This is a genomic window from Limnobacter sp., assembly GCF_036405155.1.
Lineage (GTDB): Bacteria > Pseudomonadota > Gammaproteobacteria > Burkholderiales > Burkholderiaceae_B > Limnobacter.
In genome coordinates this window covers 226656-252062 of record NZ_DASWYD010000003.1, presented here as the reverse complement: position 1 = coordinate 252062, position 25407 = coordinate 226656, and the positions used below count along the sequence as shown (strand labels likewise).

At 56.2% G+C, this 25407-nt stretch carries 24 protein-coding genes and 1 tRNA gene; 12 read left to right on the top strand and 13 right to left on the bottom strand.

Annotated elements, in window-relative coordinates; all coding sequences use genetic code 11:
• Positions 1 to 31 precede the first annotated feature (31 nt).
• Positions 32 to 1189 (bottom strand): TRAP transporter substrate-binding protein, encoded by a 1158-nt coding sequence (locus tag VGE55_RS03735; protein WP_331130373.1) that lies wholly within the window; start codon positions 1187 to 1189, stop codon positions 32 to 34.
• A complete protein-coding gene (locus VGE55_RS03730) occupies positions 1189 to 1878 on the bottom strand; it encodes a lactate utilization protein (protein WP_331130372.1) in 690 nt (229 codons plus the stop codon). The genes VGE55_RS03735 and VGE55_RS03730 overlap by 1 nt, the downstream gene beginning before the upstream one ends.
• 168 nt (positions 1879 to 2046) lie before the next feature.
• Between VGE55_RS03730 and fdxA the strand changes: the two genes are divergently transcribed.
• The 7 genes from fdxA (at position 2047) to VGE55_RS03695 (ending at position 7353) form a co-directional block, all read left to right on the top strand.
• Entirely contained in the window at positions 2047 to 2370 is a 324-nt protein-coding gene (fdxA, locus tag VGE55_RS03725; protein ID WP_256764114.1) for a ferredoxin FdxA, read from the top strand.
• Between the two features lie 28 nt (positions 2371 to 2398).
• Positions 2399 to 3205 carry a ferredoxin--NADP reductase gene (locus VGE55_RS03720; RefSeq protein WP_331130371.1) on the top strand — a complete coding sequence of 269 codons (807 nt, stop codon included), beginning with the start codon at positions 2399 to 2401 and terminating at the stop codon, positions 3203 to 3205.
• Positions 3206 to 3327: 122 nt separating this feature from the next.
• Positions 3328 to 4563 carry a polyhydroxyalkanoate depolymerase gene (locus tag VGE55_RS03715; protein ID WP_331130370.1) on the top strand — a complete coding sequence of 412 codons (1236 nt, stop codon included), beginning with the start codon at positions 3328 to 3330 and terminating at the stop codon, positions 4561 to 4563.
• Complete coding sequence (locus tag VGE55_RS03710; protein ID WP_331130369.1) at positions 4538 to 5212, top strand: RnfABCDGE type electron transport complex subunit B; 675 nt, start codon at positions 4538 to 4540, stop codon at positions 5210 to 5212. The genes VGE55_RS03715 and VGE55_RS03710 overlap by 26 nt, the downstream gene beginning before the upstream one ends.
• Positions 5209 to 5841: an endonuclease III gene (gene nth, locus VGE55_RS03705; protein ID WP_331130368.1), complete on the top strand. Its 633-nt coding sequence runs from the start codon at positions 5209 to 5211 to the stop codon at positions 5839 to 5841. Before VGE55_RS03710 ends, nth begins: the two co-directional genes overlap by 4 nt.
• Positions 5838 to 6929: a hypothetical protein gene (locus tag VGE55_RS03700; protein WP_331130367.1), complete on the top strand. Its 1092-nt coding sequence runs from the start codon at positions 5838 to 5840 to the stop codon at positions 6927 to 6929. Before nth ends, VGE55_RS03700 begins: the two co-directional genes overlap by 4 nt.
• On the top strand, positions 6922 to 7353 hold the full coding sequence (locus VGE55_RS03695; protein ID WP_256764122.1) for a DUF1841 family protein: 432 nt from the start codon (positions 6922 to 6924) through the stop codon (positions 7351 to 7353). The genes VGE55_RS03700 and VGE55_RS03695 overlap by 8 nt, the downstream gene beginning before the upstream one ends.
• Before the next feature lie 372 nt (positions 7354 to 7725).
• On the opposite strand, the gene VGE55_RS03690 is transcribed toward VGE55_RS03695, so the two are convergent.
• Both VGE55_RS03690 and VGE55_RS03685 read right to left on the bottom strand, forming a co-directional pair.
• Positions 7726 to 8058, bottom strand: coding sequence for a cytochrome c (locus VGE55_RS03690; RefSeq protein WP_331130366.1), 333 nt, complete (start codon positions 8056 to 8058; stop codon positions 7726 to 7728).
• Positions 8059 to 8087: 29 nt separating this feature from the next.
• The gene (locus VGE55_RS03685; protein ID WP_256764437.1) at positions 8088 to 8417 is read right to left on the bottom strand and encodes a c-type cytochrome; all 330 of its coding nucleotides are present in this window, start codon (positions 8415 to 8417) and stop codon (positions 8088 to 8090) included.
• 244 nt (positions 8418 to 8661) lie between these two features.
• On the opposite strand from VGE55_RS03685, the gene VGE55_RS03680 reads away from it, so the two are divergent.
• From VGE55_RS03680 to VGE55_RS03665, 4 genes are all read left to right on the top strand, one after another.
• On the top strand, positions 8662 to 9504 hold the full coding sequence (locus VGE55_RS03680) for a MoxR family ATPase (protein WP_331130365.1): 843 nt from the start codon (positions 8662 to 8664) through the stop codon (positions 9502 to 9504).
• A gap of 29 nt (positions 9505 to 9533) precedes the next feature.
• Entirely contained in the window at positions 9534 to 10709 is a 1176-nt protein-coding gene (locus tag VGE55_RS03675) for a vWA domain-containing protein (RefSeq protein ID WP_331130364.1), read from the top strand.
• A 106-nt stretch (positions 10710 to 10815) separates the two neighbouring features.
• On the top strand, positions 10816 to 11439 hold the full coding sequence (locus tag VGE55_RS03670) for a glycine zipper 2TM domain-containing protein (RefSeq protein WP_331130363.1): 624 nt from the start codon (positions 10816 to 10818) through the stop codon (positions 11437 to 11439).
• Positions 11440 to 11558: 119 nt separating this feature from the next.
• Positions 11559 to 12053: a hypothetical protein gene (locus tag VGE55_RS03665; protein WP_331130362.1), complete on the top strand. Its 495-nt coding sequence runs from the start codon at positions 11559 to 11561 to the stop codon at positions 12051 to 12053.
• A 44-nt stretch (positions 12054 to 12097) separates the two neighbouring features.
• Here the strand turns inward: VGE55_RS03665 and htpG are convergent, their stop codons facing one another.
• The 4 genes from htpG to rnr all read right to left on the bottom strand — a co-directional run bounded on the left by htpG (position 12098) and on the right by rnr (position 19741).
• The gene (htpG, locus tag VGE55_RS03660) at positions 12098 to 13996 is read right to left on the bottom strand and encodes a molecular chaperone HtpG (protein ID WP_331130361.1); all 1899 of its coding nucleotides are present in this window, start codon (positions 13994 to 13996) and stop codon (positions 12098 to 12100) included.
• Between the two features lie 76 nt (positions 13997 to 14072).
• Positions 14073 to 16394, bottom strand: a complete 2322-nt coding sequence (gene parC / locus VGE55_RS03655; protein WP_331130360.1) for a DNA topoisomerase IV subunit A — start codon at positions 16392 to 16394, stop codon at positions 14073 to 14075.
• A gap of 25 nt (positions 16395 to 16419) precedes the next feature.
• The gene (gene rlmB, locus VGE55_RS03650; protein WP_331130359.1) at positions 16420 to 17154 is read right to left on the bottom strand and encodes a 23S rRNA (guanosine(2251)-2'-O)-methyltransferase RlmB; all 735 of its coding nucleotides are present in this window, start codon (positions 17152 to 17154) and stop codon (positions 16420 to 16422) included.
• Positions 17155 to 17239: 85 nt separating this feature from the next.
• A complete protein-coding gene (rnr, locus tag VGE55_RS03645; RefSeq protein ID WP_331130358.1) occupies positions 17240 to 19741 on the bottom strand; it encodes a ribonuclease R in 2502 nt (833 codons plus the stop codon).
• Between the two features lie 46 nt (positions 19742 to 19787).
• Between rnr and VGE55_RS03640 the strand changes: the two genes are divergently transcribed.
• Positions 19788 to 19874 (top strand) — tRNA-Leu (locus VGE55_RS03640).
• Between the two features lie 72 nt (positions 19875 to 19946).
• Here VGE55_RS03640 and VGE55_RS03635 read toward each other — a convergent pair.
• The 5 genes from VGE55_RS03635 to hflK all read right to left on the bottom strand — a co-directional run bounded on the left by VGE55_RS03635 (position 19947) and on the right by hflK (position 25376).
• A complete protein-coding gene (locus tag VGE55_RS03635) occupies positions 19947 to 20438 on the bottom strand; it encodes a phosphoribosyltransferase (protein ID WP_331130357.1) in 492 nt (163 codons plus the stop codon).
• A 104-nt stretch (positions 20439 to 20542) separates the two neighbouring features.
• Positions 20543 to 21844: an adenylosuccinate synthase gene (locus tag VGE55_RS03630; RefSeq protein ID WP_331130356.1), complete on the bottom strand. Its 1302-nt coding sequence runs from the start codon at positions 21842 to 21844 to the stop codon at positions 20543 to 20545.
• Entirely contained in the window at positions 21841 to 23043 is a 1203-nt protein-coding gene (locus tag VGE55_RS03625) for an ATP phosphoribosyltransferase regulatory subunit (RefSeq protein ID WP_331130355.1), read from the bottom strand. The genes VGE55_RS03630 and VGE55_RS03625 overlap by 4 nt, the downstream gene beginning before the upstream one ends.
• A 165-nt stretch (positions 23044 to 23208) precedes the next feature.
• Positions 23209 to 24078 carry a protease modulator HflC gene (gene hflC, locus VGE55_RS03620; RefSeq protein ID WP_331130354.1) on the bottom strand — a complete coding sequence of 290 codons (870 nt, stop codon included), beginning with the start codon at positions 24076 to 24078 and terminating at the stop codon, positions 23209 to 23211.
• Positions 24079 to 24080: 2 nt separating this feature from the next.
• The gene (gene hflK / locus VGE55_RS03615) at positions 24081 to 25376 is read right to left on the bottom strand and encodes an FtsH protease activity modulator HflK (protein WP_331130353.1); all 1296 of its coding nucleotides are present in this window, start codon (positions 25374 to 25376) and stop codon (positions 24081 to 24083) included.
• Positions 25377 to 25407: the final 31 nt, after the last annotated feature.

Below are 25407 nucleotides of genomic sequence, written 5' to 3'. Positions count from 1 at the left end.
TTACTGCACTGCCCGTTGGAATTGGCGAATTTCAGGTAGCCCTGAACCAGAAGTCATAAGCCATTTTTGAAGACGGGGTGACATCGTTTTCAAACCCAACCACTCTTTTTGCAAACCGCATTTGCGAATCGATGATGCGTTTGAAAATAGGGCTGGCTGCAGACTCTTTTGCAATGATTTTCCGCCACGCATTCAGTTGGGCTTTCAGAATGTCTTCGGGTGTGTAGTAGTAACGCACACCCTGCTTGCGGCGCATGTCTTCATAGTCGTTGGAAAAACGGTCCGCCGCTTTCCAGCTCAGGTCGGAGGAAGACGCCTGCAACGCATAGCGGATGATGGACCGCAGGGGGAACGAGAGGCTGTCAAACCGGCTTTTGTTGAAAATCACCTCAAACACTTCGCAACTTTGGTGGAAGCTGCGAATCATGCACACTGGCGTGACATTTGGAAAACCCAATGCACGGTCCGAGCTCGGGTTGTTGAACTCTCCGGCATCGATCAGACCTTTGTCCAGCCAGGGCACAATGTCAGCTGGCTGCAAGGCAGTGGGGTTTGCGCCCAACTCGCGGTACACATCAGCCGCCAAACCCACCGCACGAAAGCGCAGGTGCTCCATGTCCTTCAGGGCGTCAATCCGCTTTTTGAACCAACCCAAGGGCTGTGCAGTCAATGGGCCGTACAGAAAACCCTGAATGTTCAGGTTCATTTCTTTCTGAACCAGCTCGTCGTAGAGCTGCTGACCGCCGCCGTATTGAAACCAGGCCAGCACCTGATTGGAGTCCATGCCGAAACTTGGGCCGCTGCCGAACAATGAAAATGCCGGGTGGCGATCGTGCCAGTAGGTGGGAACGCCGTGGCCTCCATCCAACTGGCCTTTGTGGACCGCATTTTGAATGCCGAAAGCTTTGACAATGCTGTTGGTGGGGTACACATCGATGCGCAACTCGCCGCCAGACATGTCGTTGACCTTCTTGGCAAAGTCCTGCGCAAACTCGTTGAAAATATCCCGTGTGGGCCACGTACTTTGAAACTTCAGCACGGTGGGCTTGATGGTTTTGACCACGGCAGGCGCTGCCGTTTCAGCCTGCGCTGGGGCCTGCGCCTGCGCCGGGGCTTGTGCCCCCACCAGAAGACCTGCACCCAAACCCAAACTGTTTTGAACAAATTCACGCCGGCTGCGGTTGCTCATCAGGCTTCCTTGATGATGACCAGGTGAACCCGGTACGGACCATGTGCGCCCAACACAATCGTTTGCTCAATATCGGCGGTGCGAGACGGCCCGGATACGCAGTTCAGAGCGCGTGGCATGGCCATGCCTTGGGCCCGCATCCGGGCAAACACATCTTCGAGGGTGTGTGCAATTTGATGTTCATGCACCAGGGCGATGTGGGTCTCGGGCAGCAAATGGGTGCTGGTCGGTGTTTCGGGGCTGCTGGCCAACACCAGCGTGCCGGTTTCAGCCACAGCAAATGCGGTGCCGCTAATGCCCACACGGTCATCACCCGTGGGCGCCCCCCATCGCACTGGCATGCCCAGTGCGCTCCAATCCAGGTGCTTCAATGAGGGCCATATCACCGCCTCCCCCTGTGCAACCAGTCCTTGGTGCGCCAGGTAATCCCGGCAACTGTTGACGGCCTCTTCAAGGGTGGCAACCCGGTCCACCGAGCACAGCATGGCTTTGGACTTTTCAACGAACAGGGCCACCACGTCATCCACAGGCGACGGCTGGGGGCCCCGACGGTGCTGTTCCATGTATTCCCGGGCCAACTGGGCTTCATGGGGCTTTCGGGTGTCTGGCCTGCCCTGCAAGGCACGGGTTCGCTTGAAAATGGCCTCGCGGGCTGCACTGGTGTCAAATTCGTCAGCGGGATGGGTCACAAGCGAATCCAGAAATAGTGAATATGCTTGGATTATAGGAAATAGACTGCGGCTCTGCGCTTGGGGTTTCCCCACATGCCTTAGATGAATTTGGAAACCTTTCTCGCTGCAAGCGCTTGGGGATGGATTACAATGCAGCCTTGATTTTTCACCTGTTGATGTTGCGCCATGACACACGTTGTTACCGAATCCTGCATCAAGTGCAAATACACGGATTGCGTGGATGTTTGCCCTGTGGATTGCTTCCGTGAAGGCCCCAACTTTCTGGTCATTGATCCGGACGAGTGCATCGATTGTGCTGTGTGCATCCCGGAATGCCCAGTGAACGCCATTTACGCCGAAGAGGATGTGCCAGCCGACCAGGTGAAATTCATCCAAATCAATGCCGATCTGACCAAAGACTGGCCCAGCATCACCCGGATGAAAGCGCATTTGCCCGATGCCGACGACTGGAAAGACGTCAAGGACAAACTGCAATACCTGGAAAAGTGACCCGCGCATTCATGCTCGGCCACCAACCATGACATCGCCCGACGAGAAGTACACCCGAGAAACCATCACCGGTATCCGGGTGTGGGTCCCGGGAAAGCTCTTCTCTTTCACCTGCACGCGGCCAAACGGCTTTCGCTTCACAGCGGGCCAATTCGCACGGCTGGGCGTTGACAACACACTGAACATCCCTGGCGAACCCGACATCATCTGGCGCGCTTATTCCATGGTGTCCGGGCCATTTGACGAGCATCTGGAGTTTTTCTCCATCGTGGTGCCCAACGGGGCATTCACCTCGCACCTGAGCAAGCTCAAGGTAGGCGACACCGTGTGTGTGGACAAAACCAACTTTGGTTTTTTGACCACGGCGCGTTTTGAGTCTGGACGCCATTTGTGGTTGCTGGGCTCGGGCACCGGGCTCGCACCATTCTTGTCCATTCTCCACGACCCTGCCACTTGGGACCAATTCGAGAAAATCATCCTGGTGCACAGTGCACGCACAGCCGAAGAACTGGTTTACCAAGCAGAAATTCAGGCGTTCACGGATCACCCATTGATGAGCGAACTGGTGCCAGACCTGAACAGCCGATTTGTCTATGTACCGGTGGTGACCCGTGAGCGGGTGGCCAATTGCCTCACGCAACGCATCACGCAACTGATTGACAACGGAGAATTGGAACAGGTGACTGGACTGGCTTTTGAACAGACCGACAGCCGTTTCATGATTTGCGGCAACCCAGAGATGGTCACAGATATACGCAAGTCACTAAAAAACAAAGGGTTTTCTCCAGCAAGACGCAATTCACCTGGCGAAATTGCGGTTGAAAACTACTGGTGAACCAAGCCCTCCGGGAACTTGTTGCATTGCAGCAATAATTGTTCGATAATCGACAGACTGCCGTCAGCTTGACGGTCTACCTTGTCGATTCATTCATATCCTGGCCAAGTACCGGAGGTTGCATGCTGTATCAATTGCACGAGTTTCAACGCGCATTGCTCAACCCAATGACCATTTGGGCCGAAGCCGGCGCAAAGATGTACAGCAATCCGTTCAGCCCCCTGGCCCATTCGCCTTTTTCACGCCGCATTGCCGCTGGTTTTGAGTTGATGTACCGGTTGGGCAAGGAATACGAAAAACCCGAGTTCGGTATCAAAACCGTGAAATGCGAGGGTCGGGAGGTTTCCATCGCCCAAGAAATCGTGGTGACCAAACCCTTCTGCCACCTGATTCATTTCCGCAAACTGATCCCCAGCGAAACCAAACCGTTGGGCCCACAGCCCAAAGTGCTGGTGGTCGCCCCCTTGTCGGGTCATCATGCAACATTGCTGCGGGATACAGTGCGCACCCTGCTTCAAGACCACGATGTGTACATCACCGACTGGGTAGACGCGCGCATGGTCCCGTTGTCTGAGGGCGCCTTCCACCTGGATGACTATGTGCATTACTGCATTGAATTCATCCAATTGCTAGGCCCGGACGTCCACCTGATCTCGGTCTGCCAACCCACAGTGCCGGTGATGGCGGCTGTGTCGCTCATGGCCAGCAACAAGGACCCGAAACAGGCCCGCACGATGACGATGATGGGCGGCCCCATTGATACGCGGGAAAGCCCCACCTCGGTGAATGACCTAGCCACCAAGAAGCCCTACTCCTGGTTTGAAAACAATGTGATTTACTCGGTGCCGCACACCTACCCGGGTTACCTGCGCCGTGTATACCCCGGGTTTTTGCAGCATTTGGGGTTTGTCAGCATGAACCCCGACCGCCACGTGCAAAGCCACTACGACTTTTACATGCACCTGGTTGAAGGCGATGGCGAAAGCGCCGAAAGCCACCGCCAGTTTTATGATGAATACAATGCGGTGCTGGACATGCCCGCGGAATATTACCTGGACACCATCAAGACGGTGTTTCAGGACCATGCACTGCCCAAAGGCCAGTGGACGGTTCGGGATGAATTGGTGAAACCATCCGACATCAAAACCGTGGCTTTGTTTACCATTGAAGGCGAACTGGACGACATTTCCGGCCCCGGCCAAACCAAAGCAGCACACAAGCTGTGCACCGGTATTCCAGCAGCCAAGAAGCAGCATTTTGAAGCGCCCGAATGCGGACATTATGGTATCTTCAGCGGTCGCCGTTGGCGCGAAATGATATACCCCAAGATCCGTGAATTCATCGCTTCAAACGCCTGACAATCTGGCTGGGCAGCTCGACGATTGCCTGCCCCAAACCCAATGCACCCAGTGTGGATACACTGGGTGCTTGCCATACGCGCAAGCCATGGCAGCAGGCGAAGCTGACTTGAACCGTTGCCCGCCCGGCGGTGAGCAAACGGTTGTGAAACTGGCCCGCATATTAAACAAACCCGCCAAACCCATCGACCCAAGCTGTGGCATTACCCTTGAACGCCACATGGCGGTGATTCAGCCCGAACATTGCATCGGCTGCACGCTGTGCATCAAGGCCTGCCCGGTCGATGCGATTGTGGGCAGCAGCAAACGCCGACATGCCGTGATTGCCGAGTTGTGCACCGGCTGTGAACTGTGCATACCCCCCTGCCCGGTCGACTGCATTGACATGGTGTTTGTGCCAGCCTACGCCACCTGGACCACTGAACAGGCCCACGCGGCGCGGGCTCGCATGAATCAACGGGCTCAACGACTGGTTCGGCAACGTGCAGAGCAAGCCGCGCGATTGGAGTCCAAGGCCATTCACAAGCTGGATGGATTGGCACACAGCGACGACCCGGATGCAGCCAAGAAAAAAGCCATTGTGGAGGCCGCGCTGGCTCGCGCCCGTGCTCGTCGACAGCAAGGCAACAACACCGCGCCCAAACCATGAACAAAGCCAAACGCACCGAAATTTTTACCCGCTTTCGCGCAGCCAACCCTGAGCCCAAAACAGAGCTGGAATATTCAACACCCTTTGAATTGTTGGCAGCGGTGTTGCTGAGTGCGCAAGCGACCGACAAGGGTGTCAACCTTGCCACCCGCAAACTGTTTCCGGTGGCCAACACGCCAGCCGCGATTGCTGCGCTGGGCGTGGAAGGCGTCGAAAAATACATCAAAACCATTGGCTTGTTCCGCTCAAAGGCCAAACACCTGGTGCAAACCGCTGAAATACTGCGTGACCAGTACAACGGTGAAGTGCCAGAAGATCGGGAGGCGCTGGAAAGCCTGCCCGGTGTTGGTCGAAAAACAGCCAATGTGGTGCTGAACACAGCGTTTGGTCACCCCACCATGGCGGTGGATACCCATATTTTCAGGGTTTCGAACCGGACGGGCATTGCACCGGGCAAAGATGTTCTCGAGGTTGAAAAGCGCCTGCTGAAATTCATTCCGGAAGAATTCATGCTCAATGCCCATCACTGGCTCATCCTGCATGGCCGTTATGTCTGCAAAGCCCGCAGCCCAGAATGCGGACGTTGTAGTATCGTGGACCTCTGCGAATACAAAAAGAAAACCCAATGAGCCACGCCATCTGTGTCCGCCGATTCGAGATCGCCACACTGGACAATGCATCGTCCGTCATCGACGAAGCTTTGGCGAACGCCGGGCTGCGCCGCCACAGCGACTACGTCAGCCGGGTTTGGGTGTTGTGCACGCCCCATTTTGCCCAGCTGATGCATGAAGTGGCTCAAGCTGCAGTGGCCAAAACCCAATGCATGAATGTGTGGGGCGGTTGTGTGTCCGGACTGGTTGTTGATGGGACAGTGACAGGCAATGAACCCGCCATTGCAGTGGCTGTGTTTGGCCATGCATTCGAGACGGCTGGCCAAGAAGGCGAGACGTTCGACAGCGTTCGTTTGCAGTTGTGTGAACAAGACCCGTCGACCCACAGCGTGGACTTTGCGCATGTGAATGAACCCGGTGCTGTCGTGTTGAATGCAGATTGCCTGGGCATGCTGTCCTACGGTGCCAATTACGCAAAAATGCCCAGGGTTCACCACGGGCGGCTGGCGGGTGATGCCACGGCAGAGATGGTTCTCAAGGTGTCCAAACCACTGGTGCTGAATTCAGAGGGTCTCGAGTTTTTGACCGGGCCTCAACGTGTGGATGAATCGAACGGCTTGTTCCTGATTCAAGTGGATGGCCTTCCAGCAGCGCAGGCCTTGCAATGCCCTGCAGAACAGACCAAACCAGTAGGGCTGAGGCTGCAGGTCTGTCATGACCATGGCGAGAGTTGGATCCCGGTGATGGACATTCATGCAGACGGCACCCTGGGACTGGCCGCGCCTGTGGTCAAAGGCCAACTGGTACGCTTGGCCCGCCGCACCACGCAAGCCATCGAGCAGGACATTCCAGCCTGGCAGACGGCAGCAGCCATTCGATTTGACCATCGACCACCAGCGATTGGCGTGTTGTTTGCTGGCTTTGAACGCAGTGCACTGTGCCATGAAACCGATAGGGACATCAGCGCTGTGCTCAATGCCTTCCCCGACACCCTGTGGATTGGTGCTTTGGGCCAAGCAGCGTGGCTGAGCGAAGGCGCAACGCTGCTAACCCCGCCACGCAACAACCGCCTGAGCATTTGCCTGTTTGACCCTGCCCATGTTTAATCCCACACGCGACCAAGCCCGACTGTTTTTCCTGAACACCTGGAAAAAATACCATCAAGAGCAGCCTATCTCCGAAGCGGAAAGTTTGGCCTTGCAATGGATGAGCCGTCACCCGGAATATTTCCCCACCTTCGATGCAGACCTGGAAGAAGTACTGGCCAGAGACTATTCCGTTGAGGGTGGAGAGGGGAACCCGTTTTTGCATTTGTCCATGCATTTGGCCGTGGCCGAACAGGTGAGCATTGATCAACCACCAGGCATTCGGAGCGCTTTTGCCAAGCTGTGCGAAAAAATGGGTGACGAGCACCAGGCTGCGCACCAGGTGTTTGAATGCCTGGCAGAGCAAATCTATCAACAGCAGCGAAATGGCGTGCCGTTTAGCAGTGAGCGGTACATTAACTGCATCATTGACCATTGCATGTAGGCGGCAGCTTTAAAGTACCACTGGTTGAGCTTCCCGGAGCCATGCCAGCAGCCATTGTTTGTTTATTGCCCTCCCCCAAGCAAAACCGGCAGCCCGGTCCGAACGCCCCCCGAAAATAAAGGTTGCCCCGCGCTTTCGAACCGCCCCGAGAACTCGCGCCAGTGGCGCTCAGACATCTCGGTCCGTGTGTTCGAATGCTTTGCGGGTCAAGCCAATCGGTGGGCTGACTGTTCGGCGCCGGGCATACCAGTATTGCTGGGGGCTCGGTGCAGGCCGCCATACAGGCTGCGACCACATAGAGGGGTTCAACCCTGCACCACCAACAAAAAAGCCACCCGAAGGTGGCTTTCTCTCAGCTCAACACACTGCAGCTTACTTTCGCAGGTACAAATCGCCATTCAGCGATGCAAAGTAGGCCGTGAGGTTGTCAATGTCGTCCTTGCTCAACGCCGCGGCCATGCCAGCCATGATGGCGTTTTTACGACCACCACTCTGGTATTCCTTCAGTGCATGGGCCAGGTAGTCTTTGTGTTGACCAGCCAGCTTGGGGTAGGACGGGTCAACAGGCTTGTTCCAGTCGTTGTTGGCTGCGTGGCAAGCCGCGCACTGGGCTTCAGCCTTGGCTTTGCCAGCGGCAATGTCGGCTGCTTGAACAGATGCGCAGGCCAGCAACAAGGCGGCCGCCAATGCGAATGTCTTCTTCATGGTGCAAAAATCCTTGTGATGTCCGGTGATTATTTGGCTTGGGAGTAATACGCGGCCAAGTCAGCAATGTCCTGATCGGTCAGGGTCTCGGCAATGCCTCGCATGGTGGGGTGGCTGCGGTCGCCCTTCTTGTAACCTTGCAGGGCCGCCTCAATGTATTTGGCATTTTGGCCGCCAATGTAGGGCACGCTGTACACTGTTGGGAAACTGGCTTTGTAGCCAGGAATGCCATGGCAACCGATGCACATGGAATTTTTGGACTCCGCTGCTTTGGCGTTGCCTTCCACTGCCTGGGCGGGCGCAGCAAAACAAACAGCCAACAGGCCACCCGCGGCCAAGGCACGTGCTGCAGAACTCATCAAACCGATACGTTTCATCACACTCTCTCGTCACTGTCGTTGTTATTCGATGGAGGCCAGCACCGGCTTGACTCGTTGGCACTGGACAAACTCTGGCATTTTACGATCGAACGGGGTAGGCGTCTATGCGCCAAACGCGAAAGCCCTGTTTTGGATGGATTATTCGACAAATTCCTGTGCAATTTGAACCACATTCCAACGTACACTTAGACAAATCCCCGACGTATTACAAGGAATTGCAAAAATGCGATTTGAAGGTAGTAAAACCTACGTAGCCACCGATGACTTGAAACTGGCCGTGAATGCCGCCATCACCCTGCAACGCCCGCTGTTGATCAAGGGTGAGCCCGGCACCGGTAAAACCATGCTGGCCGAGGAAGTGGCGGCTGGCCTGGGTGTCGAGCTGTTGCAATGGCACATCAAGTCCACCACCAAAGCGCAACAAGGCCTGTATGAATACGATGCGGTGAGCCGCCTGCGCGACTCACAACTGGGCGATGAACGGGTCAAAGACATCAAAAACTACATTGTGAAAGGTGTGCTGTGGCAGGCCTTTGAGGCCGACAAGCCTGTGGTGCTGCTGATCGACGAAATCGACAAAGCAGACATCGAGTTTCCCAACGACCTGCTGCGGGAAATTGATCGGATGGAGTTTTACTGTTACGAAACCCGCGAATTGATCAAAGCCAAACACCGTCCGATTGTCATCATCACGTCCAACAATGAAAAAGAACTACCCGACGCTTTCCTGCGTCGCTGCTTCTTCCATTACATCCAGTTTCCTGACAAAGCGACCATGGAAAGCATTGTGGATGTGCACTTCAAAAACCTGAAAAAAGAGTTGCTGGATGCGGCCTTGTCCAGCTTCTTTGGCATTCGCGCCCTGCCAGGCCTGAAGAAAAAGCCCACCACCTCCGAATTGATTGACTGGCTGCGCCTTCTGCTGGCTGAAGACATTCCAGCCAGCGCGCTCCAGGCCAAAGACGGCAAAGACGCCATTCCCCCGCTGCATGGCGCACTGCTGAAAAACGAGCAGGACATTGAGCTCTTTGAGCGGCTGGTGTTCATGGCGCGCCAAGGTCGATAACGCGAGAATGGCCCAAGGAATATTCAACCGTGTTGCTTGATTTTTTCTTTCAGCTGCGTGATGCAAAAATCCCGGTCACGGTGAGGGAATACCTCACCCTGCTGGAAGGCATGAAGGCCCAGTTCATGGCACCCAGCTTGGACAATTTCTATCACCTGTCGCGCCTGACACTGGTGAAGGATGAGCGCTTTTTCGACCGCTTCGACCAGGTGTTTGGGAATTATTTCAAGGGCATGGAAAAGAACATGGATTTGTTCGCCCAGCTGCCCAAAGACTGGCTGGAGAAACGCTTCAACCGGGAATTTACGCCGGAGGAAATGGCAGCCATCGAAGCCATGGGGGGGTTGGACAAGTTGATGGAACGCCTGAAGGAGTTGCTCAAGGAACAAAAGGAGCGGCACGAGGGCGGCAACAAATGGATTGGCTCGGGCGGCACATCCCCCTTTGGCAACAACGGCTACAACCCGGAAGGCATCCGGATTGGTCAGGAGGAAAGCCGAAACCGGAAAGCCGTGAAGGTGTGGGACCAGCGCTTGTATCAGGATTATGACGACGATCTTGAAATTGGCACCCGCAACATCAAAATGGCCCTGCGAAGGCTTCGCCGCTTTGCGCGGGAGGGGGCTGAAGAGGAGTTGGACCTGGACAGCACCATTGAGTCCACTGCCCGCAATGCCGGTTGGTTGGACCTCAAAATGCGACCTGAGCGGCACAACTCGGTCAAGGTGCTGCTGTTGATGGATGTGGGCGGCTCGATGGATGACCACATTCGCCGCACTGAAGAGTTGTTCTCTGCCGCCAAAAGTGAATTCAAACACCTGGAGTTTTATTACTTCCACAATTGTGTGTACGACTTCCTTTGGAAGAAAAACCACCGCCGCCACAGCGAACGCACCAAAACCTGGGACCTGCTGCGTACCTACAACAGCGATTACCGCCTGATATTTGTGGGGGACGCCACCATGAGCCCTTACGAAATATTGCAGCCCGGTGGCTCGGTGGAGTACAACAACAAAGAGGCGGGTGCGGTGTGGTTGCGGCGTTTTCTGGACCGTTTTCCGAAGGCTGTGTGGCTAAACCCCGAACCGGAAGGTTTGTGGCAATACCGGCACAGCATTGAAATCATTCAGAATATTCTGGAACACAAGATGTACCCGCTGACAGTAAAAGGCCTGGAACAGGCCATGCGGACCCTGAGCAAGTAAACGCTGAGCAAAGGCTCTAATCCAGCAGTCAATCTGTCAACGTGTACACCAAGACGAGGGGCACCGCGTTATTGCCTCACAAACACCCTTTTGAGTGGAGATCAACATGGAAGGCAAACGCACACACCCTTTATTCATTACCGCTGCTGCTGCGGTTATTTTGACCTGCGGTATCGCCATTGCCTCAATGACGGGATTATTGCCCAGCAGCAAGGCGGAAAACCCCTTGCCGGAAGATGTGGCTGCTGTGGACAACAACACATCCGCAAAAACCGCCGAGGCTGACAAAGCCGGTAGCAAACCAGCCACAAGCCACAAAACAACCACCACACACCACAGCACATCGCCTGCATACAGCGGCGACTCCAGCCCAGCGCCTGCACAAGTGGCGGCCGTTTGCCGTGATTGTGGTCGCGTGTCGGATGTTCGTGCCATCAAGGTCGAAGGTGAAGGAACCGGCCTGGGAGCCATTGCGGGCGGTGTCGCCGGTGCCTTGCTGGGCAAGCAGTTTGGCAATGGTCGGGGCCAAACAGCCATGACCGTTGCAGGTGCCGCTGGTGGTGCCTATGTGGGCAACAAGATTGAAAAAGATCGCCGGTCTTCCACCGTGTATGACGTGGTGGTCACGTTCGACGATGGCACCACACGCACCTTCCGCGAAAACAACAGCAGCTGGCAAGTGGGTGACCGTGTGAAAGTGGTCAACGGTCAGATCGCCTCAGCCTCCTGATTCGACCTCCGCGGAAAAAAGCCACCCATGCGGTGGCTTTTTTTATGGGGGCGATAACTCGTGGAACCGAACAGCGCCGCAATGCAACCTAGTGGGTCAAACACAACAGGAATGTTTGCATGACCATCGGCCTGAACCCACAAGCACTGATCAAGACACTGGCTGGCTGGATCAACCAGCAGCGTAACCCCTACAAGCCCAGTGTTGATGCATCAAACGCGTCTTCAAACACAAACAGCCCCCACATCCACAAAGTGGCGGTTCCATCCAGCCAACACACGGCCTGGGCCGAGTTTCAATGGAGCAGTCCAAACGTCGTTGAACTCACCTGCGTTCACCAGCTGTATGCCTTGTCGGCACTGCCGGAATCCTTTCAATTGGACGAGGAAATGCACCAATTCAACCGCTTGATGGAAAACACCCAGTTGCCGGTGTGGCTGTGGGCCAATGCGCACTCAGACCAGCTTGAATTGCGCTGGCAAGAGCGTTTGGTACACCCTTTCCAGTTGAGCTGTATCGAGCGGGTGTTCTCGCACAGCGTCATGATGGCCAATGCCCTGTGCACACGCTATTGTGAAAAATTGCCTCGCCCAGCCAACCAGGCACTGCATTAAAAAACCCCGCACAGGGCGGGGCTTTTTGAACAGCAGTGGTGACTTCAGGCTTTCACGGTCAACAACAGCATGTTGAGTCGCCGCACAAATCCTGCCGGGTCTTCCAAGGTTCCGCCTTCGGCCAACACCGCCTGGTCCAGCAGCACATTCACCCATTCGTCGAAGTGGTCTTTCTCAATCTTCAAACGCTGAATGAAGGGGTGCTCCGGGTTCAACTCCAGAATCGGTTTGCTGTCTGGGGCCTTTTGACCAGCCTGCTTCAGCAGGCGCTTCAAATGCTCGCTCATGCCCATTTCATCGGCCACAATACAGGCCGGACTATCGGTCAGGCGCAAGGTCACACGGGCTTCCTTGATGCGGTCTTTCAGCAGTTCTTCCACGCGCTTGATCACGTCCTTGAACTCGCCCTCCACTTTTTCCCTGGTTTCCTTGTCCTTCTCGTCTTCCAAGGCACCCAAGTCAAGCCCACCTTTGGCGCAGCTTTGCAGGTCTTTGCCCTCAAAGGCTTGCAGGTAGGACAGCATCCACTCGTCCACACGGTCGGACAGCAACAGCACCTCGACACCCTTCTTCTTGAACACTTCCAGGTGCGGGCTGTAACGCGCAGCTGTGTAGGTGTCAGCGGTCACATAGTAAATTTTGTCCTGCCCTTCTTTCATGCGGCTCACATAGTCTGCCAATGACACGGTTTGCGCATCGGAATCGGTGTGGGTGGACGCAAAGCGCAGCAATTTGGCAATGCGGTCTTTGTTGGCCGGGTCATCGCCCATGCCCTCTTTCAACACCTGGCCAAACTCGGTCCAGAAAGTGGCGTATTTCTCAGGCTGGTTGCTGGCCAAGTCTTCCAGCAGGCCCAGCACCTTTTTCACCGACCCTTCACGAATGGCCTTTACATCGCGGCTTTCCTGAAGAATTTCACGCGACACGTTCAGTGGCAGGTCTGCTGAGTCAATCACGCCCTTCACAAACCGCAGGTAGGGGGGCAGCAGTTGCTCAGCATCGTCCATGATGAACACGCGCTTCACATACAGCTTGATGCCTTTCTGCTGGTTGCGGTCCCACAGGTCGTAAGGGGCCTTGGCAGGTACGTACAGCAGCGAGGTGTATTCGGAACGGCCGCCCTCTACACGATTGTGGGTGTAGGCCAATGGGTCGGCAAAGTCGAAGCTGATGGACTTGTAGAACTCGTTGTACTGTTCTTCCGTGATATCGCTTTTGGAACGGGCCCACAGGGCATTGGCCTTGTTGACGGCTTCCCATTCGCCAGTGGGCTTCATCTGGCTTTCTTTTTCATCCCACTCCTCTTTCACCATCTGAATGGGCAAGGAAATGTGGTCGGAATACTTGGTCAGAATGGACCGCAGCTTCCAGGCAGACAACAACTCATCTTCATCGGCTTTCAAGTGCAAAATGATTTGAGTGCCGCGGCCGGCTTTCTCAATGTTTTCCACCGAGAATTCGCCATCGCCTTTGGACTCCCATTCAATGCCTTCTGCCGCTGGCAAACCGGCCTTGCGGGAACGCACGGTGACTTTGTCGGCCACGATAAACGCCGAGTAAAAACCCACACCAAACTGACCGATCAGCGCAGCATCTTTTTGCTGATCACCACTCAGTTTGCTGAAAAATTCTTTGGTGCCCGACTTGGCAATGGTGCCGAGGTGGTCGATGGCGTCCTGGCGGCTCAGGCCTATGCCGTTGTCTTCAATCGTGATGGTGCGGGCGTCTTTGTCGAAGCTGACGCGGATTTTCAACTCGCTGTCGTCTTCAAACAGGCCAGCATTGTTGATGGCTTCAAAGCGCAATTTGTCGCAGGCATCCGAGGCGTTGGACACCAGTTCGCGCAGGAAAATTTCTTTGTTGGAATAGAGTGAGTGAATCATCAGATGCAGAAGCTGTTTCACTTCTGTCTGAAAACCCATGGTTTCTTTCATCGCACCCATCGCGTTCTCCTGAAATTGGCGGTTTTGCTTGGAATACCGCAGGAGTTGGGGATGGGTGCGTGATTTTCAAGGGGTGTTAAACCACCTTCAACAGGATTTCTGCCTTGAACTTGATGTCCAGTTCGCGGCCTTTGCGACCGCGTTTGCCCATGCGCTCGGCCAATTCTGCAGGCTTCAGGATTTCCTCCCGCTCCTTGCCGCCCCGGCCAGTACCGCGCACCGTCAAACTGTCGTTGGGCCCGTAGGCCACGCAGGCCAGCAAGGCATCGCCATCGTCCAGGGGCAATAGCTGCACACCCCGGCCTCCACCGGCCAACTGCTTCATCTCATCCAGCATGAACACATGGAAACGACCCGACTCGGCCAGCACTGCCACGCGGTCATCGGTTGCGCTCAGTAGTATCGGTGGCAACAAGCGCTCACCGTCATTCAGGCTGATGAACTGCTTGCCCGCCTTCACACGGCTGTCTAGGTTGGCAGCTTTGCAAATAAAACCATAGGCACCGCTGCCAGCCAGCATCACGGCCTGTTCGGCATGCGCTGCAAAGGCATGCACCAGCGTACCACCGTTGAGGTCCACCACGCTGGGGGCTGGAATGCCATCGCCGCGCCCTCCCGGCCACGTGGCCACCGGTACGGAAAACACCTTCCCACTGGCTGCACCACCGCCAAACAAATAGCTGTTGTCCGTGGTTTTGCATTCAAACGCGCCGTACAGGGCATCGCCTGTTTTGAAGCTGAACTGCGCAGCATCATGGCCATGGCCTTGCCGGTTCCGGATCCAGAATTTCTGCGACACAATCACGGTGGTGGGTTCTTCCGGCACCTTCAGGTCAATGCTGGCCTTGGCGGCTTCCTCAATCAGGGTGCGGCGGTCATCGCCATACGTGTCCGCATCTTTGCGAATTTCCTGAATGATGCGGCTTTTCAATTTCCCTTCATCGGCCAGCAAACCTTCAAGGTCGGTTTTTTCTTCCGCCAGCTTCTCCAGTTCCTGCTCGATCTTGATTTTTTCAAGACGTGCCAACTGGCGCAGGCGAATTTCCAGAATGTCTTCTGCTTGCCGCTCACTGAGCTTGAACGCCTCAACCAAGGCGGGTTTCGGTTCATCGCTTTCACGGATCACCTTGATCACTTCGTCAATGTTCAGCCAGGCAATCAACCGGCCTTCCAGCACGTGAATGCGGTCATTCACCTGCGCCAGGCGATGTTGGCTGCGGCGGGTCACGCAAACTTTGCGGAATTCAATCCAGTCCAGCAACATGGCCACCAAACCGCGTTGGCCGGGTCGCCCTGCATTGTCGATGCTCACCAGGTTGATGGACACATTGGTCTCAAGGCTGGTGTGGGTCAGCAGCAGGTTGGCGAATTCATCAACCGACACATTGCGGCTTTTGGGTTCAAACACCAAACGCACCGCATGTTCCTTGCCGGACTCATCCCGAACCGCGTCCAGCACCGACAACACCTGCGCTTTCAGGTTTTGCTGCTCGGTGCTCAGGCTCTTCTTGCCGGTTTTCACCTTGGGGTTGGTGAGCTCTTCGATTTCTTCCAGCACCTTGGCCGAGCTGGTGTTGGGCGGCAATTGGTTGACCACCAGCTGCCATTGCCCACGGGCCATTTCTTCAATGGTCCAGCGCGCGCGTACTTTGATGGAACCGCGACCACCCTCATAAATTTCCCGCATCACCGTGGGGCTGGAAATGATTTGCGCGCCGCCCGGAAAATCGGGGGCAGGCAACAAATCCATCAAAGTGTCCAGGCTGGCATTGGGGTGCTTGATGAGGTGCACCGTGGCCTGCGCCACCTCGCGCAGGTTGTGCGGGGGAATGTCGGTGGCCATGCCCACGGCAATACCGGATGCACCATTGAGCAATACAAATGGCAGGCGTGCCGGCAACAGCTTGGGCTCTTGAAAGCTACCGTCATAGTTGGGCACAAAATCCACCGTGCCCATGTCCACTTCGTCCAGCAGCAGCTTGGCAATGGGGGTGAGTCGGGCCTCGGTGTACCGCATGGCCGCTGCACCATCGCCATCGCGACTGCCAAAATTGCCCTGCCCGTCAATCAGCGGGTAACGCAGCGTGAAATTTTGCGCCATGCGGACCAGGGCCTCGTAGGCGGCCTGGTCGCCATGCGGGTGGTATTTACCCAGCACATCGCCCACCACACGGGCTGACTTCACGGGTTTGGCATTGCCCCCCAGGCCCATTTCATTCATGGCGTACAAAATGCGGCGTTGTACCGGCTTTTGCCCATCTGCACATTCAGGCAAGGCACGGCCTTTCACCACCGACACAGCGTAATCCAGATAAGCCCGCTCGGCATAAAGCCCCAGCGTGATGGTGTCTGCGTCTTCCCCGCCCGGCGGGGTGGCATCCAAACTCAGTTGTTCCATGGTTCTATATGATCGAAATGGTTGATTAAGCCGAAAACTGCCGCTGCCGGAGGGTTTCAAACAGGCACACCGAGCTGGCCACCGACACGTTCAGGCTTTCCACGCTGCCCACCATGGGGATTTGGATCAGCTGATCGCATTTGTCACGGGTCAATCGGCGCAGGCCATCCCCCTCAGCACCCATCACCCAGGCCACCGGGCCTTTCAAATCCACATCGTAGAGGGTGTCCGTGGCCTCACCAGCCGCACCAATGCACCACACGCCGGCCTCCTGAATCTCCTCCAGCGTTCTGGCCAAATTGGTCACCATGATGACGGGCAAGGTTTCAGCTGCGCCGCAGGCCACTTTGGACACCACCGGTGTAATGCCCACGCTTTTGTCCTTGGGAATGACCACGGCCTGCACACCGGCTGCATCGGCACTGCGCAGGCAAGCACCGAGGTTGTGTGGGTCGGTGACGCCGTCCAGCACCAACAGCAAGGTATTTTTTCCGTTGCGCTCAATGATCTCGAACAAGTCATTGCTCTTGGAAATTTCCTTGGCGAACGCCACCACGCCCTGGTGTTGGCGATGCCCCGCTGCTTTCTCCAGGCGCTCAGCGTCTGCCCCGGTGGCTTTCACACCACTGGCTTTCACCTTGTCGATGAATTGCTGCATGCGCTTGTCTTTGCGGGACTGCTCATACAACACCTCGTCCACACTGGACGGCGCCGTTTTGAGGCGCGCCAGCACTGCATGAAAACCATACAAAATGGCCACGGGATACTCCGGAATCAGGATTCAATAGGGAACGTCGACCAGCCTTGGTGTGCGCCCCGGCATTTCACCGGTGCGCACACACCGCTTATTTTTTACGGCCAGACCGCATTTTAGACCCTGAAGCGGGTTTGGCTTGGGCCGTGCGCTTGGCTTTCTGGATTTCTTCCTTGCGCTTTTTCTCGGCAGCCGTTCGGCTGCGACTTTCGGTGGCGGCGCGTTTTTTATTGCTGCCACGGCTGCCAGCACCGGCTTTGTCTGCCTCCGGCGGAAGCACCGGGGCTTTTCGTCCGCTCTCTTCGACGGCCGCGGACAGGGCCTCAGTGTTGTTGCGCCGCCCACCTTTCTGGGCCTTGCCAGCGGGCTTGCTGGCGGGCTCCTTGAACAGGGTTTCAAACTTCACACCCTGAACCAGGCGAAACTCAATTCGCCGTGCATCCAGATCAACCCGGGAAACCTGAACATGAATCGGGTCGGTCAAGCGGTAACGAATGCCACTGCGTTCGCCGCGCAACTCATGCAGGCTGTCGTTGTACTGGAAGTACTCGTTGCCCAGTTCGCTGACATGCACCAAGCCTTCCACGTACAAGGCGTTCAGGGTGATAAACAGGCCAAAAGAGGTCACACCCGTCACATGGCCCAGAAAGGTATCGCCCACCCGTTCTTTCATGAAGAAGCACTTCAACCAAGACAACACATCCCGCGAGGCTTCATCAGCGCGACGCTCAGTGGACGAAAACCAAGTACCGCACTGGTCCCAGCGCGCCATTTCCTCGACTTTGTCAACTTTGCGCTTGGGGTTGAAATCTTCAAACTCGCGGTCGTCCAGTGGCATGGGCACATAACGCTTGCCCGCCAGCAAAGCCTTGATGGCCCGGTGCACCATCAGGTCCGGGTATCGGCGAATGGGCGAGGTGAAGTGTGCGTAGGCCTCGTAGGCCAAGCCAAAGTGCCCGCTGTTGTGCGGTGTGTAAATGGCCTGCTGCATGCTCCGAAGAATCATGCTTTGCAGCAGGTCCTGGTCGGGCCGACCAATCACCTTTTTCATCAGTGTGGCGTAGTCCATGCTGGTTGGGTCGTCTCCGCCCTCCAGCGTAAGGCTCACCGACCTCAAAAATGAACGCAGGTTTTGCAACTTTTCAACCGTGGGGCCCTCGTGCACGCGGTACAGGGCCGGGTGTTTGCTGCGTTCCAGGAAGTCGGCTGCACACACGTTGGCGGCCAACATGCATTCTTCAATCAGCTTGTGCGCGTCGTTTCGGCGCTTTGGAACAATCTTGTCGATCTTGCCCTCGGCATCCAGCATCACCTGCGTTTCCACGGTTTCAATTTCCATGGCACCGCGCTTCTGCCGGCTTTCCAGCAGCACTTTGTACAGCGTGTACAGGTTGTCGATGTCGCCCAACAAACCGTTCAATGATTTTGCAGTGAGGCTTTGCGGGTCGCTCAGCGCATCCCACACCTGCGTGTAGGTCAGTCGCGCAGCCGAATGAATCACGCCGTTGTAAAACTGATAGGCCTTCAACGCACCTTTGGGGCCGATGATCATGTCGCAGACCAGCACCAGGCGGTCTACCTGTGGATTCAACGAACACAGGCCGTTCGACAACTTCTCGGGCAACATGGGAATGACCCGACGCGGGAAATACACCGACGTACCACGCTTCACGGCTTCGTTGTCGATGGGCGTGCCGGGCTCCACATAGTGGCTAACGTCGGCAATGGCCACCAGTAAACGCCAACCGCCTTTGATGCTGTCTGCCGGGGTGCAATACACCGCATCGTCAAAGTCGCGCGCGTCTTCACCATCAATCGTGACAAAGGGCACATCGCGCAAATCGACCCGGCCCTTCAAATCCTTGTGCTCCACCACATCGGGCAGGCTCTCTGCCTGGTTGATGGTGAGGTGATCAAATTCATACGGCACATCAAACTTGCGCACGGCAATTTCGATTTCCATACCGGGGTCGTCGAGGTCACCCAGCACCTCCACCACGCGGCCAATCGGCTGCGAGTGCCGTGTGGGTTGCTCCACGATTTCAACCGTGACCACCTGCCCAGGTATGGCTTGGCCCACATCCTTGGGGCTCACCAAAATGTCGTGCTTGATGCGCTGGTCCTCGGGCACCACAATCAGAATGCCGCGCTCGGACACCAATCGTCCCACCAGCTTGTTGGTGCGTCGCTCGGTCACCTCCACAATCGTGCCTTCCGGTTTGCCACGGTGGTCGGTCCCCGTGATGCGAACCAGCACGCGGTCGCCATGCAACACTTTTTGCATTTCGCGTGGACTGAGGAAAATATCAGGACCGCGGTCGTCGCGGTTGAGGAAACCAAAGCCATCGCGATGGCCCAACACCTTGCCCGCCACAAAATCCAGCTTGGTCGACAACAATAGAAGGCCTTTTCTATTGGGCATCAGTTGACCATCCCGCTCCATGGCGGTGAGGCGCTTCTCAATCACAGGTATCTGATTCTCTGTGAGTTTCAGGTGTTCGTAGACCTGTTCACGGGTGAGGGGATTGGGGCTTTGCCGCAACACGGCGAGGATGTCTTCACGACTGGGAATTTTTATTTCGTATTTATGCATTGACAAAAGTTTTTAATTCATTAAAATTCACGGCTCATCACCTGTTGCCCAGGTGGCGGAATTGGTAGACGCGCTAGGTTCAGGTCCTAGTGGTGGCAACACTGTGGAGGTTCGAGTCCTCTCCTGGGCACCAAGCAACAACATTCAAGTTGCTCATCAACTGCGTGCAGTGTACAGCACAAAATCATTTTCCCCCGAATCATTTTCAATTCAAACCATCGAAATCGCGCACTTCGAACGGCTGGACTATCCATGCGTCGTCGGTCATCCAGTGCGCGGCAAAGTCGGGCTTGAACACCGAGTGCGGCTTGACCCAAACCACGGCCGTTTTTAAGGCATGAACAGCTGGGTAATTGGCTCGCACGTGGTGAACCAATGCTTCCAGGGTGTGGCCAGAATCGGCCAAATCATCGACCAGCAGCACGCGGCCTGCCAGGTGCCCCACACAGGCCACTGAAGCAGACACGCGCAACACACCCTGCACCGTGCCCTCCCCGGCCTCACCAGCGCCGTATGAAGTGGCTGCAATGACCGCCATGGGGCAACGCAAAGCACGCGACAATCCATCGGCCAAAAAAAGGCCGCCACGCGACACACCCAACACCCAATCCGGCTGGAATCCATCGTCTTGAACGTTTGCAATCACCTGATCAATCAGCTGGTGGTATTGCGCGTAATCAACGTAAAGCTTGCTCATCAATCTCGATCGTTGAAATAAAAAATGCACGTGGATTGAACAATCGCACGTGCATCTTCAGTGGACCGTTCACGCCTGGCCAATTGGCACAGGCGCACCATCCATTAGACCTTAAAGGGGTGACGAAGAACAATCGTTTCGTCACGGTCAGGGCCAGTGGAAATCATGTCCACAGGCACACCACACACCTCTTGCATGCGCTTGAGGTAAACCTTCGCTTCTTCGGGCAAGCCTTCATAGGTTTTCACACCGAAGGTGGTGCCGGTCCAGCCCTTGAATTCTTCAAAGATGGGCTTGCAGCCTTCCACCTTGTCGCTGCCAAAGGGAAGAATGTCCGTCCGCGTGCCGTCGGCCAGTTCGTAGCCCACGCACAGCTTGATGGTTTCCAGGCCATCCAGAACGTCCAGCTTGGTGATGCACAAGCCACTGACGCCATTCAACTGAATGGTTCGGCGAAGTGCAGCCGCATCAAACCAGCCGCAGCGGCGTGGGCGACCGGTGACCGACCCAAACTCATTGCCCTTCTTGGCCAGGTACATGCCCGTGTCGCAAAACAGCTCTGTCGGGAATGGGCCGGAACCCACGCGCGTGGCATAGGCCTTGGTGATGCCCAGCACGTACTGCAGCCGCTGCGGGCCCACACCGGCACCCGGTGAAGCCGCACCCGCGATGCAGTTGGAGCTGGTCACATACGGGAAGGTGCCATGGTCGATGTCCAGCAACGCGCCTTGCGCGCCTTCAAACAACAGGTTCTTGCCTTCGTCATTGGCTTTTTGCAGCAGGCTGGGCACATCGGCCACCATGTTCTTGATTCGGGGGGCCAGCGCCATGGCCTTGTCAAACACCGCTTGCGCGCTCACAGGCTCGGCGCCCAAGTATTGGGTGAGTACAAAATTGTGGTAATCCAAAACCTCAACCAGCTTGGCCATGAATTTTTCAGGATTGAACAGGTCCTGAACACGCAAGGCCCTGCGCGCCACTTTGTCTTCATAGGCAGGGCCAATGCCGCGGCCAGTGGTTCCAATTTTGCTCTCGCCGCGCTTGGCCTCACGGGCTTTGTCCAAGGCCACATGGTGGTCCAAAATCAGTGGGCAGGCCTCGCTGATTTTCAAGCGGCTTTCAACCGCAATGCCACCAGCCTGCAACTCGTCAATTTCAGACAACAAAGCCTCGGGGGACAACACCACACCGTTGCCGATAAACACCTGTACATCCGGACGAAGAATGCCCGAGGGAATAAGGCGCAACACTGTTTTCTTGCCACCAATCACCAGCGTGTGGCCTGCATTGTGGCCGCCTTGGAAGCGCACCACACCTTGGGCGTGGTCAGTCATCCAGTCGACGACTTTGCCCTTGCCCTCGTCACCCCATTGGGTACCGATCACCACCACATTGCGAAAACTCATTGCACTTTCTCCTGACTTGCACCCATGGGTGCGACTGTCCACGTCTGGTTGACCAGCACCAACTGCCGGTCACACACAAATTCTTCTTCCTCGGGCGCAGCGCCGGGCAGCGTCTGCAACACAACCTCGCCTTGGCTGCGCAACTGGCGAATCACCGCCATCAGCGCGGTGTCGTACATCCAAGGTGCACGGATGGCCTTTTTGGGATTGACCTGCGCACGCTGCAAAGCCACCAGTTCACGCAAATCCACCGAAAAGCCCGTGGCTGGCCGCGCGCGACCAAACACAGCCCCCACGTCGTCATAGCGCCCACCACGCAACACGGCATTGGGGCATGCCTCGACATACGCCGAGAACAAAAGGCCGCTGTGGTAATCAAAATTGGCCAGGTCGGCCAGGTCGGCCAGCACGGTGGGCATGGCGCTCACCGTCTCGGACAGACGGTCCACCAACAACACCATGTCATCCAGAATGCGCTGTACACCCGGCTTGGCCGGCAGCGTGGCTTTGGCGCGCTTGAGCACACACTGCGCACCACCCACCGCGCCGTACAAGTTCAACATCGCCAACACGGCACTTTGAACACTGGGCGATGCGTTGCGCAACAACACCTTTAAGCCAGGTTGGTCCTTTTGGGCCAAAGCATGATGCACATGGCGCACGGTGGCTTCGCACAAGCCCTCGCCGTCCAGCACCGCAGCCAACAAGCCGGCGTGGGACAGTGCCAGGCGATAGTTTTTCAGGCCGGACAGGTTCAATGTGTCCACAGCCAGGTTCAACATTTCCAAGTCGGCCTCAATGCCGCCACAGCCATACAACTCGGCGCCACACTGAAGCGGCTCGCGGGTGGTGTGCAATCCCAAGGCCTGGGTGTGCAACACCGGCCCGCAATAACACAGTCGGGTCACGCCCTTGCGGTTCAAGATATGGGCATCAATGCGAGCCACCTGAGGTGTGGTGTCAGCGCGCAAACCCAACATACGGCCACTGGCCTGGTCCAACAACTTGAATGTCTGCAGGTCCAGCGATGCATCGGCTTTGGCCAGCAGCGACGTGGTGTATTCCAGCATCGGCGGCATAACCAGCTCGTAGCCGTATACACGGAAACGGTCCAGCAGAATTCTCCGCAACTCTTCGATGCGACGGGCCTCGGAAGGCAATACATCGGCAACAGACTCGGGCAACAGCCAGGCAGACATGGTAATTCCAACGCTTGCGCGTGTTTGTAGTTTCAATGAAGCCAAACGGCAAAAAGGGGCCCCATCCGCCATTCAAGGCGGTGAGCCCACGTGCACCTGAGGTCTACTCTGGTTGCGGCTTGGGCAGGTTGCGGGCCTGTCAGAGACCCGAAACCCGCACTGTCTTCACTTGCCCTGCGATTGCATGAAGCGGAAGAAGTCCGACTTGGGATCGACGACCATCACATCCTGCTTTGAGGCGAGCGACTTTTTGTACGCCTCCAAGCTGCGATAGAAAGAGAAGAACTCCGGGTTTCGACCAAAAGACGCATTATAAATCGAAGCGGCCTTGGCATCACCCTCCCCTTTGATAGTTTGTGCTTCTCTGTACGCTTGGGCGAGGATCACCTCGCGCTGGCGATCTGCATCGGCGCGAATTTGCTCAGCCTCAGCCCCGCCCGTGGCCCGCAAATCGTTGGCGACGCGCTTGCGCTCCGCTTCCATGCGACGAAACACCGACTCACTGACTTCCGGCAGCAAATCCACCCGTTTCAGGCGCACATCCACAATTTCAACACCAATTTCCCTGGCCTCATCCTTCACTTTTTCAACCACAGAACTCATGACCTGGGTTCGCTCACCAGAGATCATCTGCGCCACGGTTCGTTTGGTGATTTCTTCGTTCAAGGCGGACTTGACCACCTGCGTCATGCGACTGGCCGCCAGGCGAGAATCGCCACTGAGGCGAACGAAATACAGGCGAGGGTCCACGATGCGCCACTTGACGTACGAATCCACCAACAGGTTTTTCTTTTCTGAGGTGATGAAACGCTCGGCTTCGGGTGTGTCGATGGTTTGAATGCGTTTGTCGAAAAACGCCACATTCTGGAACGGTGCAGGCAGTTTGAAATACAAACCAGGTTCGGAACGCACCTGGTCCACCTGCCCCAGCGCGAACACAATCGCGTACTGGCGTTGGTCCACCACATACAAACAGGTGTTGGCGAAAAACAGGCCAAGCAATGCCGCGGCAATGACTACAAAAATTCTGGGCATGATTAACGAACTCCTCGATCACGGTTGCGCAATGCATCGCGCATGGCATCGACATCCTGGGCGGCCCGCGTGCTTTCGGCAGACTCCCCTCTGGACGGCGCGCTGGAGGCATTGGCACCGTAGTTGCCTGTGTTGGCTGTGGGTGCAGACGGCGTGGTTTTCTCCATCAACTTGTCCAAGGGCAAATACAGCAACTGGCTGTTGCTCTTGGTGTCCACAATCACCTTGGTCACATTCGAGTAAATTTCCTGCATGGTATCGATGTACATGCGGTCGCGGGTCACCTTGGGCGCTTTTTCATATTCACCCAACACGGCCTTGAACCGGGCAGCATCACCTTCAGCCTGCGCCACAACACGCTCACGGTAACCCTGCGCCTCTTCCTTCAGGCGCGCAGCCGCACCCTTGGCCCGTGGAATCACGTCGTTGGCGTATGCCTGGCCGTCATTCTTCAACCGTTCACGGTCTTGTCCGGCCTTCACCGCGTCGTCAAATGCAGCCTGAACCTGCTCCGGTGGCTGGACGTTCTGAACCGTCACGCTGGTCACCAAAATACCCGTCTGATAACGGTCCAGGATGGTTTGAATCACCTTGGTGGCAGCCAGCGCGATTTGCTCGCGCCCTTCGTAGAGCACAAAGTCCATCTTGTTGCCGCCCACCACTTCACGGATGGCTGTTTCGGCAGCCATTTTCACGGTCTCATCGGGGTCAACGTTGTTGAACAGGTACGCACCAGGGTCTTTCAGCCGATATTGAACGGCAAACTGGATGTCGATGATGTTTTCGTCTTCGGTCAACATCAAGGATTCGCGCGGCACCTTGCTTTTGACATCGTTGCGATAACCCACCTCAATGATTCGCACCTGCGAGCTGTTCACGATTTGGTGGGACTGAATGGGGTACGGCATGCGCCAGCGGAAACCGGGCGGCTCGGTGTGGCTGTATTTGCCAAACTGCAATACCACGCCTTCACTGCCTTCCTGCACGATGTGAAAACCACTGGCCAGCCAGACCAACACGCCAGCAACAATACCAAACACGATGCCCCTGCCCGGGTTGGGCATATTGGGCGTTGAACCGTTGCCACCGCCAAACGGGCCCTGAGGCCCACCACCCTTTTTTCCAAACAACCGGTTCAGGCGATTATTAAAGTCACGCCACAATTCATCCAGGTCGGGCGGGCCATCCTGCCGGCCACCTGGGCGTCGATTGTCCTGATCATTCTGGTTGTTGGGCTGTTGACCATCACGGCCTCCGCCCTGAGAATGTCGCCCCCAATCCGGATCATTCATTGACATGCTGGTTCCTACTGCTCAAAAATTGTTGTTG

What these genes read in the sequence shown, in the direction of transcription:
- rnr (WP_331130358.1), bottom strand. Translation starts at nt 19,741, where the DNA reads ATGCATAAATACGAAATAAAAATTCCCAGTCGTGAAGACATCCTCGCC.
- hflK (WP_331130353.1), bottom strand. Translation starts at nt 25,376, where the DNA reads ATGTCAATGAATGATCCGGATTGGGGGCGACATTCTCAGGGCGGAGGC.
- VGE55_RS03665 (WP_331130362.1), top strand. Translation starts at nt 11,559, where the DNA reads ATGACCATCGGCCTGAACCCACAAGCACTGATCAAGACACTGGCTGGC.
- VGE55_RS03685 (WP_256764437.1), bottom strand. Translation starts at nt 8,417, where the DNA reads ATGAGTTCTGCAGCACGTGCCTTGGCCGCGGGTGGCCTGTTGGCTGTT.
- VGE55_RS03630 (WP_331130356.1), bottom strand. Translation starts at nt 21,844, where the DNA reads ATGAGTTTTCGCAATGTGGTGGTGATCGGTACCCAATGGGGTGACGAG.
- VGE55_RS03695 (WP_256764122.1), top strand. Translation starts at nt 6,922, where the DNA reads ATGTTTAATCCCACACGCGACCAAGCCCGACTGTTTTTCCTGAACACC.
- VGE55_RS03680 (WP_331130365.1), top strand. Translation starts at nt 8,662, where the DNA reads ATGCGATTTGAAGGTAGTAAAACCTACGTAGCCACCGATGACTTGAAA.
- VGE55_RS03735 (WP_331130373.1), bottom strand. Translation starts at nt 1,189, where the DNA reads ATGAGCAACCGCAGCCGGCGTGAATTTGTTCAAAACAGTTTGGGTTTG.
- VGE55_RS03690 (WP_331130366.1), bottom strand. Translation starts at nt 8,058, where the DNA reads ATGAAGAAGACATTCGCATTGGCGGCCGCCTTGTTGCTGGCCTGCGCA.
- VGE55_RS03635 (WP_331130357.1), bottom strand. Translation starts at nt 20,438, where the DNA reads ATGAGCAAGCTTTACGTTGATTACGCGCAATACCACCAGCTGATTGAT.
- VGE55_RS03715 (WP_331130370.1), top strand. Translation starts at nt 3,328, where the DNA reads ATGCTGTATCAATTGCACGAGTTTCAACGCGCATTGCTCAACCCAATG.
- VGE55_RS03625 (WP_331130355.1), bottom strand. Translation starts at nt 23,043, where the DNA reads ATGTCTGCCTGGCTGTTGCCCGAGTCTGTTGCCGATGTATTGCCTTCC.
- htpG (WP_331130361.1), bottom strand. Translation starts at nt 13,996, where the DNA reads ATGGGTGCGATGAAAGAAACCATGGGTTTTCAGACAGAAGTGAAACAG.
- parC (WP_331130360.1), bottom strand. Translation starts at nt 16,394, where the DNA reads ATGGAACAACTGAGTTTGGATGCCACCCCGCCGGGCGGGGAAGACGCA.
- fdxA (WP_256764114.1), top strand. Translation starts at nt 2,047, where the DNA reads ATGACACACGTTGTTACCGAATCCTGCATCAAGTGCAAATACACGGAT.
- VGE55_RS03700 (WP_331130367.1), top strand. Translation starts at nt 5,838, where the DNA reads ATGAGCCACGCCATCTGTGTCCGCCGATTCGAGATCGCCACACTGGAC.
- VGE55_RS03720 (WP_331130371.1), top strand. Translation starts at nt 2,399, where the DNA reads ATGACATCGCCCGACGAGAAGTACACCCGAGAAACCATCACCGGTATC.
- VGE55_RS03670 (WP_331130363.1), top strand. Translation starts at nt 10,816, where the DNA reads ATGGAAGGCAAACGCACACACCCTTTATTCATTACCGCTGCTGCTGCG.
- hflC (WP_331130354.1), bottom strand. Translation starts at nt 24,078, where the DNA reads ATGCCCAGAATTTTTGTAGTCATTGCCGCGGCATTGCTTGGCCTGTTT.
- nth (WP_331130368.1), top strand. Translation starts at nt 5,209, where the DNA reads ATGAACAAAGCCAAACGCACCGAAATTTTTACCCGCTTTCGCGCAGCC.